8 protein-coding genes are annotated in these 10,085 nt (G+C 71.8%); 6 read left to right on the top strand and 2 right to left on the bottom strand.

Annotation, left to right across the window (positions count from 1 at the left end):
• Window positions 1–354: 354 nt before the first annotated feature.
• Both ACE3Q8_RS18390 and ACE3Q8_RS18385 read left to right on the top strand, forming a co-directional pair.
• The gene (locus ACE3Q8_RS18390; protein ID WP_374471753.1) at window positions 355–2,583 is read left to right on the top strand and encodes an AGE family epimerase/isomerase; all 2,229 of its coding nucleotides are present in this window, start codon (window positions 355–357) and stop codon (window positions 2,581–2,583) included.
• A 498-nt stretch (window positions 2,584–3,081) separates the two neighbouring features.
• Window positions 3,082–3,630 (top strand): hypothetical protein, encoded by a 549-nt coding sequence (locus tag ACE3Q8_RS18385; RefSeq protein WP_374471752.1) that lies wholly within the window; start codon window positions 3,082–3,084, stop codon window positions 3,628–3,630.
• Between the two features lies 1 nt (window position 3,631).
• On the opposite strand, the gene ACE3Q8_RS18380 is transcribed toward ACE3Q8_RS18385, so the two are convergent.
• Window positions 3,632–4,288: a Crp/Fnr family transcriptional regulator gene (locus tag ACE3Q8_RS18380; RefSeq protein WP_374471751.1), complete on the bottom strand. Its 657-nt coding sequence runs from the start codon at window positions 4,286–4,288 to the stop codon at window positions 3,632–3,634.
• Window positions 4,289–4,578: 290 nt separating this feature from the next.
• Window positions 4,579–5,307, bottom strand: a complete 729-nt coding sequence (locus tag ACE3Q8_RS18375) for a Crp/Fnr family transcriptional regulator (protein ID WP_374471750.1) — start codon at window positions 5,305–5,307, stop codon at window positions 4,579–4,581.
• A 481-nt stretch (window positions 5,308–5,788) separates the two neighbouring features.
• Here ACE3Q8_RS18375 and ACE3Q8_RS18370 point away from each other — a divergent pair, with 481 nt between their 5' ends.
• From ACE3Q8_RS18370 to ACE3Q8_RS18355, 4 genes are all read left to right on the top strand, one after another.
• Complete coding sequence (locus tag ACE3Q8_RS18370) at window positions 5,789–6,748, top strand: NAD-dependent epimerase/dehydratase family protein (protein ID WP_374471749.1); 960 nt, start codon at window positions 5,789–5,791, stop codon at window positions 6,746–6,748.
• A 442-nt stretch (window positions 6,749–7,190) separates the two neighbouring features.
• Window positions 7,191–7,331 carry a hypothetical protein gene (locus tag ACE3Q8_RS18365; protein WP_374471748.1) on the top strand — a complete coding sequence of 47 codons (141 nt, stop codon included), beginning with the start codon at window positions 7,191–7,193 and terminating at the stop codon, window positions 7,329–7,331.
• Window positions 7,332–7,509: 178 nt separating this feature from the next.
• Window positions 7,510–8,817 carry an oligosaccharide flippase family protein gene (locus tag ACE3Q8_RS18360; protein WP_374471747.1) on the top strand — a complete coding sequence of 436 codons (1,308 nt, stop codon included), beginning with the start codon at window positions 7,510–7,512 and terminating at the stop codon, window positions 8,815–8,817.
• Between the two features lie 14 nt (window positions 8,818–8,831).
• The gene (locus ACE3Q8_RS18355; RefSeq protein WP_374471746.1) at window positions 8,832–10,067 is read left to right on the top strand and encodes a GNAT family N-acetyltransferase; all 1,236 of its coding nucleotides are present in this window, start codon (window positions 8,832–8,834) and stop codon (window positions 10,065–10,067) included.
• The last annotated feature ends 18 nt before the right edge of the window (window positions 10,068–10,085 follow it).

The raw sequence follows: 10,085 nt of genomic DNA, 5'->3' as shown, positions 1-10,085 counted from the left end.
TCGCCAAGGCCAAGGAGATCCTCGGCTGGGAGCCCACCATCCCGCTCCGCCAGGGTCTCGAGAAGACCATCGCCTATTTCGACGAGCTGCTGGCGCTCGCGGAGCCCACCACCCGGCTGGCCGCGCAGTAGGCGCGAGCGCGCCGGGGCGCCGCCCAGGAGGCGGTGGCGCCTGGGAAGGAGGCGTCCTTGCGTTCTCCGAGGGCGCCAGCCTGAGCCGCACGGGGGGGCGAGCGGGCGTTGTGTCTTATGAGCGGGTCGTCCGCAGGCAGACCTCCAAGACTCGACGACGTCCACGCCCACCGGCGGCGGATGCGCTGTGTTCTCCTCGGGCTGGGGAGACGTGGAGGTTCCAATGAAGGTTTATCCGGTCGTCATGTGCGGCGGCTCCGGCTCCCGCCTGTGGCCCGCGTCGCGCCGCGACCGGCCGAAGCAGTTCCTGCCGCTCGTGGAGGAGCGCTCCACCTTCGAGTCCACCCTCGCGCGGTTGCGCAACATCGTCGGCGCCCAGCGCCCTCTGGTGATCTGCGGTCCGGCGCATGCCGGATGGGTCCGCCGCATGGCCGCGGATCAACCGGTGGAAATCCTGATCGAGCCCGAACCGCGAGACTCCGCCGCCGCAGTGGCCGCCGCCGCGGCCTGGGTCGCGACCCGGGACCCGGAGGGGGTTCTCGCGATTTCACCGGCCGATCATCACATCCCGGATCCGGACGCCTTCTGCCGGGCCATCGAGATCGCGGCGCGGGCCGCGGAGTCCGGCGGGGTGATCACCCTGGGGATCCGTCCGAGCGGCCCGTCCAGCGCCTATGGCTACATCGCGCCGGGCGTGGGGGTGGCCGGCGACGTCCGCGCCGTGAAGCGCTTCATCGAGAAGCCGCCCGCCAAGGTCGCCCGCGCCTGCGTGGACGCAGGCCATCTGTGGAACAGCGGCAACTTCATCGGCCGGGCGGACATCCTGCTCAAGGAGTTCCGGACCTATGCACCGGCCATTCTCCGCGCCGCCGAGTCGGCCGTCGCCGACAGCGTCGAGACTCCTGCGGGATGGCGGCTGGGCGACGCCTTCCTGAGCGCGCCGAAGACGTCCTTCGACTATGCGGTGATGGAGAAGACGGGCCGCGCTCTGGTGCTGCCGGTGGGCTTCCGCTGGAGCGACCTGGGCGCCTGGGACGCCGTCCTCGCGGTCTCCCGCAAGGACAGCCGCGGCAACGCGACCAAGGGGCCGGCGCGGCTGGTGGACACGCAGCGCAGTCTCGTGCGGCTCTCCGACGATGCGCCCATCGTCACTCTCCTCGGCCTGTCCGACATCGCCGTCGTGGGCGATGGCCGCAACCTCCTTCTCTGCAGTCTCTCCGCCAGCCAGGGCGTCAAGTCGGTCGCGGACGAGGTGGTCGCCGCGACGCCCGGCGAGCGGCTCGACGCCTTCTGCGACGAGCTCGACCTCTGGCTCAGGACCGCGGCCCTGCCGCTCTGGTGGACGGTCGGCGCAGATCCCCAGGACGGCGGCTACGTGGACATGATCGACCAGTCCGGCCGCCCGGTGGGCGGCGCGAAGCGCGCCCGCGTCCAGGCGCGCCAGAGCTTCGTCTACGCGGAAGCCGCCCGACTTGGCCTGCCGGGGGACTGGACGGAGGCCGCCGCCTGGGGGCTCGAGTACTTGCGGCGGCGCTACTCGCGGGCGGACGGACTCTATCGCACGTTGGTGGACGCCAACGGTGCGCCGCTGAACGACCACGCCTACCTTTATGACCAGGCCTTCGTCCTTCTCGCCCTGGCGAGCGCAAGCCGGATCTCGCCCGAGCCCCGCGCCGCCCTGAGGGCCGCGGAGGACCTCCTCGACGGGGTTGTCCGGCACATGGCCCACCCCGCCGGCGGCTTCCGCGAGTCCGGGGCGCACCCGTTCCAGGCGAACGCCCACATGCACCTTCTCGAGGCGGCCCTGGCCTGGATCGACGCCGGCGGGGGCGAGCGCTGGCTGACCCTGGCCAGCGAGCTGGTCAACCTCGCCCTCGACCGCTTCATCGACCACGAGGGCGCCTTCCTGCGTGAGTTCTTCAAAGGGGACTGGTCGCCGGCCGTCGGAGCGGACCGGGGGCTGGTGGAGCCGGGGCATCAGCTCGAGTGGTCCTGGTTGCTCAGCCGCTGGGACGACCTCGTCGGAGACTCCCGCGCCATGGCCGCCTCGCGCGCCCTGTACGAGGCCGGGCGGCTCGGCCTGGACTCCAGCCGCGGGGTGCTGGTGGACGAACTGGATGATCTGAGGTCGATCCGGAGCGGGCGCGCGCGCCTGTGGCCGCAGACCGAGCACCTGCGAGCGGCCCTGGTCATGGCGCGCCGCGCGCCGCACGACCCACAGCACCTCGCCCAGGCGGCCGATGCGGCGGATGCGATCCGGGCCTATCTGGACACCCCCGTGCGAGGCCTGTGGCGCGACAAGCTCCTCGCGGACGGCCGGTTCGTCGAAGAGCCTGCGCCGGCCAGTTCGCTCTATCACATCATGGGCGCGTTCTCTGCGCTGACCCAGTGGCGCAGCGAGCGGGGCCGGGCTCTGGCGCAAGAGGGGCAGGTCTACCGCGCCGCCGAATAGGGCGTGCTTCGACCCGGGCGGCGACGGCAGCCGGCCCGGAGCCGCGAGCCGTCCCGGCCGGCGCGGGTGCTCGCATTCATCGCCGGCCCGCCGACATCATCCAGGTCCAGCCTGAAAACCTGCGACGCCGCTTGACTCGGCGGCGCTTCGGCGTGTTTTTCGCGCCGGGATCGCTGCAGGTCCCGCGTCCAGTTTGAGGCGGGCAGATCGACGCCTCGGCTTTCAGCGAGGACAGTCCATTGGCCCATGAAGCCATCGCGCTGCTCGAGGCGCGGGAAGGCGCGCAGCAGAAGTGCGGTACGCGCGAACCGGAGTGGCGGCGCGGGCGCCCGGCTCGGCGTCACTGCGCCGCGCGCCCAAGCTGAGGGCGGTTCACAGGTGGTTCATGGGGCCGATGATCGACTTGCGCGTCGCAGGAGGTGGCGTGATCGCTACTGCGCAGCGCCGGAGGGCGATGCGGTCATGGGCGGCGAGATGCATTCCTGGAGACGACAACCGGTGCGCATCGCTCACCATCCCTCCGGCCAGGTGATCTCGGACTATCTCATCGCCAATCTTTCGCCCGGCGTCTCGCTGGCGGTCGCGGCCCACCTCGATATGTGCCCCGTCTGCGCCATGGCCGCGGCGGCGGTCGAGGGCGGTCAACAGCAGAGGCAGGACAGGTCGGCCATGTCGTTCCGGGCACAACAGCCGCAGGCCGAGCTCGCCGCCGCCCACAAGCCTTCGAGCCAGGTGTGCATCGACGGCTGGACGCAGATGCGGAAGGGGGTCGAGGGCGCGCTGGCGCAGCGGGTCAGCGGGCTTGGCGAGTGCGTCTACCTGCTGCGCGCGGCGCCAGGCGCGGACATCGGTGTGGCGAGCGTGAGATCCGCCTTCGTCCTGCTGGTGACGGCCGGCGCGCTCAGGCTCGATGGGGCCGACCTTGGAGCCGGCGACTTCGTGGAGCTTGCCGAGCCTCCCACATCCTTGGCCGCCGCCGCTGCGGGCGCCACCCTGTTGGTGGTGGCCGAAGACGCGCCGCTCAGGCTTCGCCGTCGCGGCCGCTAGGCTAGGGCTCTTCCCGGTCGTGGAGGACGCGGCCGCCTCTGCCCTCCGCGAGCCGCTCGAGCCGCTCGGGCTGCAACATCGTCACCACCCCGAACTTGATCGTCAGCAGGCGGTGATTGCGCAGCTCCCGAAGCACGCGGTTCACGTGGATGACGCTGAGGCCGAGGGTGTCGGCCAGGTGCTCCTGCGTCAGGGGCGCCTGGAACGCTTCGTCGCGGGCCAATCCCACGCGGGCGAGGCGGTCCCGCAGTTCCACCACGAGATGCGCCACGCGCTCGATCGCCGTGTACTTGCCGAGACGGAGAAGGGCCGCGTAGCTGCGTTGTTCCTGCTGTTCGACGGCGTCCGCGAGGCCTTCGCCCAGTGTTGTCCGGCGCCCCTCGGGCGTGGTCGCCAGCCCCGCGGGTATGTCGACGGTCTGCGACCGGGTCAGGGCCAGCAGGACGCTCGGCGGCGCCCGGCTGGCGTGACGGCTGCAGATCAGGTCGCCCGGCAGCAGATAGCCGAAGATCTGGCGCCGGCCGTCCGGCAGGAGCCGAGCCTCGTAGATCCAGCCAGTGGTGATCAGCCGGTACCGGTCGCCGCGTTGCGGCGCCTCCACCTGCGCGCCGGCCGTCCAGGTCTCGGTGCGGTCGCAGAGCGTGCGAAGGCGCTCCACGTCGTCTGGGCCGAGCGCAGCGGCGTTGGCCAGGGAGGCGAGGGCTTGCTGGAATGCGGGGCACGATCTTGTCGGGCGTGAGATGGCGCGCCTCCCGCACAGTATCGACCCGTCCGGGTCAGTCATTGTCACGAGGAGAGGTGCGGCGGGGCTGCGCGGCTTTAACAAACGGTCCGAAGCACCGTCGTTTGTCGGCTCCGCGACGGCGGATTCTGTATCCGACTCCGCCGTCGCCGCGGCGGGGCCGCGGAATCCGCCTGGCGGGCGACGTCGGCCGAGGCCGGCCGCGATCAGGCGAGGCCGGTCTTCCCCGGCATATGATAGAAGGCGATCGCCGCCAGGCGGTGGCGGTTGAGAAGGGTCACGGACCCGCCCTTGAGCAGGATGTGGCCTTCCCGGCGCAGCTGCTTGAGCGTGCGGTTGATGTGCACCAGGCTCAGGCCGAGGGCGTCGGCGAACACCCCCTGCGTCAGCGGAATGCGGAACGTGTCTCCCTTGACCAGGCCGACCGCCTCGAGCCGATCACAGAGTTCGAGCAGCAGGTGCAGGATCCGCTCGCGTGCGGTGAGCTGGCCAATACGGACCATGTGATCCAGCAGACGATCCTGCTTCTGGACGACCGCCTCGTTCATCGCCCGGGCCAGGGTGTCGCGCGCCTCTGCGCCGCCGATGAAAGGGTTGGTCCAGTCCATCACCTCGAGCCGCGTGATCGCGACGACGGCGCGACCTCCGAGGTCCGATTGCTCTTCGATGAGGAACGGGTCGCCCGGCAGCAGGAACGAGAAAATCTGGCGGCGTCCGTCCGGGAGGATGCGCATCTCGCACGCCCAGCCCGAGAGGATCGCGCCGCGCTTGACGCCCTGGTCCGGAGCGCAGCGCAACTGGACCCCGGGTTCGAAGCGTTCGACCGTGCGCCAGAAGGCGCGGACCTGCTCCACCTGGAGCGCCTGCAATCCGCCGAACGCGCTGAACGTGACCGGCGTGGTCGTAGAACGCACCGCCTGTGCGGCTGCTGACATCGTAGGCCCCTCCACCAAACCGCTGGCTCACCAAGACGCGGCGGCCGGAGGCCTGGGCGCCCCCACCTCGCCGGCGTGACCTCGTATCCCCCAAGGTCCGAGTGCAGTCTGCCGCCTCGTTCGCTCCTTTGAAAACATCGTTTTTGGTTAGATCGCTAACGAAAGTGTGTGCGTCCCATCATTTGAATGGTCTGCGTGCGCCGCTTGGATCAGTTGAGAATGAGCTTTGCCTCATTCCCCGCGCTTTACTGTCGGCCGGCGCCGGGTGGAAAGTACAACCTGCGATATAAACAGGCGCCGCGGATCCGGAGTGCCTTGCCCAGCAGGGTTGCGTCGGAACGAAAGCCGCGACGGCCCATGCCCCTCGTTCGCATTTGACGTCTCGGGTCTCCCCCGGCGGTGCGAGGGTCGCCACGCATCGTCGTGAAGGATCTGCGCCGCCAGGTCCGACCGCCCGCACCGCGGGTCGAAGGGAGGGCCCATGCACGGACAGCCGGCGCCGGTGATGAGCTTTGAGCGGCCTGGCGAAGAGCCGGCGCGTGGCCCTGTGGCGGCCGTGATCGGCGGCGCCGGGTTCATCGGCTCCCACCTGTGCGAGGCGCTGCTCGCACGCGGCCGCGAGGTCGTGTGCATCGACAGCTTCCGGCGCGGCTCGATCCACAACCTCACGGGCCTGATCGGCCAGCGGCGGGGGGCGGTGGTCAGCCACGACGTGCTGCGGCGCATCCCTGACGAACTGCCGCGTTTCGACGAGATCTACCATCTGGTCGGTGCGCCGGAGGGCAGGGGCATGGACGAGCGCGTGCAGGCGCGCCGCGCCGTCCGCATGGCGGTGAGGGTCCTGGACCGCGCCGCCCGCGACGGCGCGCGGGTGCTGCTGGCCTGCCGCGGCGGCGATCCTGCCCCGGGCGCGACGCAGAACGTGATGGCGCACCTCTTCGCCCGGTGTGCGGAGAAGCGGGGCGTGAGCCTCGACGTGGTCGCCGCCGCCCACCTTTATGGTCCCCGGATGCCGCTGGAGAGCGGCTGCGGGGTCTCCGACTTCGCCCTGCGGGCGCTGCGGGGAGAGCCGATCCGGATCTCCGATCCCCGCACGACGCTGCGGCTCCGTTTCGTCAGGGACGAGGTGGACGGCTGGATCCGCCAGCTTGAGGGGCGACCGGGCGCCGCCTCGCGCCTGGCTGCCGAACCGGCGGAGATCACGCACGCGGCCCTGGCGCGCGCCATCCTGGAGCTGACCGGTTCCGCCTCCGCCCTGAGCATCCCGGCGGCCTCCGCCGCCGGTCTTGCGGCGCGGTCCGCGGCGGACGGGATGCGCGGCGTCGGCGCCGCCGGGGCGGCGGGCGGCACCCCGCTTCGGGAAGGGCTGAGGATGACGCTCGAGGATCTCGCCTGCCGTTTCGGCGTCACGTCCCCAGCGGCCCGTCAGCGGGTCGGCTAGGATCCCCCGGGCCCGCTCGCCAGCGTCAGCGCCGGCGCTGTGTCGTCCGGGGCGGTGCCGTCGCCGGCGGCGCACTGCACGCGCGTCAGGCCGCCTGTCCATTCCGCGGCGGTGGCGGGCCGGCTCGGCTCCGGGCGTGCCGCCGCCTGCGCGGCGGGAAAAAGTCCAAGGATGGGCCCGGTCAGCGGGGCTCCGGCGAAGGCGCCGAGCACGAATGCTCCGATGGTCGCCCAAACAGCGACGGTCCTGGTGATCAGCAATCGCAGTCCTCCTGTCCCGCCTCGGAGCCTCGCCCCGCAGCGGGAAAGCCGCGGCATCAATTGATGAAAGCGCCTCGGCCTGCGACTTCCCGTCGCAGAGCTTTGCTGCGCCCAGCCGCAGGGGGCGGCCCGTCGTCCCGAACCTTTCCCGTCCGGCCTCGTTTTCGCGAGCGGCCTCTAGGATGGACCGCGTGGCGCCCACCACCTGCATGGACGACGACCCCACAGAGCGCCGGCTGCCAGTCGGCGTCGGCCTCCTGCTCGCGGTCGGAGTCTCCGTCCTCCTGTGGAGCGGTCTCGTCGCCTTGCTCCTGCGCGCCTGACGCAGGGGTCCGCCGGGCGCGGTTGCAGCCGGACGGGGGCGTTTCCAACCACGCTCCGACCGGCTCAAATGACATGGCGGCGGCGCGGGCGCTCGCCGCCAATGCCTCCATGCCAAAGAGCGCGCTTCGCCCCGCCTCCGGTCGAACGCCGCCGCCGTCGAGCCGGGGGTGACGCGGCTTGCCCCGCTTCCTTCTCAGACTGATCGCGGCGGACCGCCTGGGTTATGCGGCGATGCAGGCGATCCTGCTCCAGGCCGCCGGGGTCCTGATCAACTTCGCCACGGGGGTCATCACGGCCAGGGTGCTGGGAGCGGAGGGCCGCGGCGTGTACGCGGCGGCGACCACCTGGGCGATGCTGGCCGGCTCGTTGGCGACCGTGGGTCTCGCCGACGCCGTCCTCATCCAGGCGCGCAAACGTCCCGAGGTCTCGCGCGCGACCGTCGCGTGCGGGCTGCTGGCGGGACTTGGCCTGGCCACCCTGCTGTCGCTGATCGCGTTCTTCAGCATGCCGCTGCTGCTGGGCCGCCAGGCGTCGGTCGCCCTGGACCTCGCTCGCGCAAGCCTCGTCCTGGCCCATCTCGGCGCAGTAAGCGTCATCGTGCGCCAGGTGTATGCGGGCCAGGGGCGCTATCTCGCCGCCAATCTGACCGCCTTTCTCCCGACAGCCTTCCACGCCCTCCTGCTCGTGGGGTTCCTCCTGAGCGGCCGGCTGACCGTCGCTACGGCGATCGCCAGCGTGGCCGGGGGCTCGATCCTCGCCCTCGCCCTGCTGCTTCCGGCCCTGCTGCGCGACCTGCAGGGGCCGCTCTCGGCCTGGCGCGGCGCCTGGCGTGACCTCAAGACGTTCGCCCGCCGGGCGGTGTTCGCCGACCTGTTCGGCATGGCCGCGACCTGGGCGGACCGGATCGTCCTGATCCACCTGCTCGCACCGGTCCAGCTCGGGGTCTACGTGGTCGCCGCGAGCCTGGCGCAGCGGATCACCATCTTCACACCCAAGACCGGGCTGCTCCTCTCCGCCATGAGCGGCGAGCGGCCCGAGCACGCCGCGCAACTGCACCACCTGGCGCTGCGGGTGACGATCGCCTCCTACCTGCCGGTCGTGGCGGCGCTGTTCCTCGTCGACCGGCTGCTGATGACCACGATCTACGGGGCGGAGTTCGCCGCCGCCGTCCTGGTCTTCCGGATCCTGGTGATCGACCGGGTGCTGAGCCGCCTGGCGGCCGTGTCCTCGCAGCTCTACCTGGCGCTCGGCCGCCCAGGGCTGAACTCGGCCATCCGTGGGGTGGAGCTGGCGGTGATGATCGGGCTCATGCTGCTCCTCACCCCCGAGCACGGCGCAGCGGGCGCAGCCTCCAGTCTGCTCGGCGGCACCGTCGCGCGCCTGCTGCTGGCGTGGGGCGGCCTGGTCGGCCAGCTCCGCGTGCCCTTTCCCCGCCTGTGGCTGAACCGCGCCGACCTGGCGGGCCTCAGAGCCACCCTGGACTGACTTCGGAGGCGCCCATGGCCGTTCTCGACCTGGTGGATGAAGACGCGCAGACGCGAACCGCCCCGCGCCGGCGCACGGTCACGGGGGAACTGGCCGACAGCACGCGCTTCTCGCGTTTGATCCCGCAGTGGGAGGAGCTGGTCGCCCGGGCAGCCTACGGGAACGTCGCCATGCATCCGGCGGTCGCCGACGCGGCCGCCCAGAGCGGAGCCGCCGTGCTTGTCGCCCTCGCCTGGAGCGGTGAGGACGGCGATCCTGGCCGGAGGCTCGTCGGCGCCTGGATCTTCACCGAGGGCGAGCTCTTCCGGAGCTGGACGGTGCGGGCGCTGGTCTCGCCGCCGGACCGCAACCTGATCCTCGGCGCGCCCGTGATCGACCGGGCGTTCACGGACGAGGCGATGGCCGCCCTCGTTGACGCCATCGCCGCCGACCGCGCCCTGCCGCGCCTGCTGCATCTGCGGGAGTTCCCGGGCGGCGGGGAGATGGCCGAGGCCCTGCGGCGGGCGCTCGTCCGACGCGGCGGCGCCTTCAGCGTCCGGCGACGCCTGGTCCGGCCGAAGCTCACGCCCCGGCCCGACCCGGACGCCTACCTGGCCGAGGCCCTGTCGCCAAAGCGGCGAGGCGGCCTGCGCCGCTGCCGGCGTCGGCTCGAGGAGATGGGCCGGGTCGAGGTGACCCGCCACGACGCGCCGGACGAGGTGCGGGAGACGTTCGAGGCGTTCCTGGTCCTGGAGGCCTCGGGCTGGAAGGGGGAGGGCGGAACGGCGCTGGTCCAGCGCAGCGCTCCCTTCGTGCGCCGGATGGTCGGACGCCTCGCGGAGAGCGGGCGGGTGACGATCTGGGCGCTGCGGCTCGACGGTCGTCCGGTGGCGATGGAGGTCCTGCTGCACGACGGGAACGTCGTCTACGGCTGGAAGTCGGCCTACGACGAGACGCTGAGGTCGCTCGCGCCCGGCTTCCTGCTCCTGGAGCACGTGACTCGCCACCTGCTGGGTGACGCCTCCCTCGCCTTCGCCGACATGTCCAACAACCGCGAGTTCGCCGACACGAACGGCGTCGCCGCCTTCTGGACCGATCGCCACGAGATCCTCGACGTCCTCGTCGCCCTTGGACCCCGCGAAGCCGCCCTGCTGCAGGCCGCCGCGGTCGCCGGGCGCCTGAGATCCGCGTGCGGGGAGGTGGTGCGGCGCCTGTCGCCGCGGAGCTCTCCGGCTCCGCAGGCGGGGGCCTCGGGTCCGGAGGGCGCCTGACGTCCCGGCGACCTTCGC

The organism is Phenylobacterium sp., from assembly GCF_041913825.1.
GTDB lineage: Bacteria > Pseudomonadota > Alphaproteobacteria > Caulobacterales > Caulobacteraceae > Phenylobacterium.
This window is presented reverse-complemented; position numbering and strand designations above follow the sequence as displayed.

Coding starts and splice junctions, on each gene's coding strand:
- ACE3Q8_RS18390 (WP_374471753.1), top strand. CDS start 355: ATGAAGGTTTATCCGGTCGTCATGTGCGGCGGCTCCGGCTCCCGCCTG.
- ACE3Q8_RS18375 (WP_374471750.1), bottom strand. CDS start 5,307: ATGTCAGCAGCCGCACAGGCGGTGCGTTCTACGACCACGCCGGTCACG.
- ACE3Q8_RS18370 (WP_374471749.1), top strand. CDS start 5,789: ATGCACGGACAGCCGGCGCCGGTGATGAGCTTTGAGCGGCCTGGCGAA.
- ACE3Q8_RS18365 (WP_374471748.1), top strand. CDS start 7,191: ATGGACCGCGTGGCGCCCACCACCTGCATGGACGACGACCCCACAGAG.
- ACE3Q8_RS18355 (WP_374471746.1), top strand. CDS start 8,832: ATGGCCGTTCTCGACCTGGTGGATGAAGACGCGCAGACGCGAACCGCC.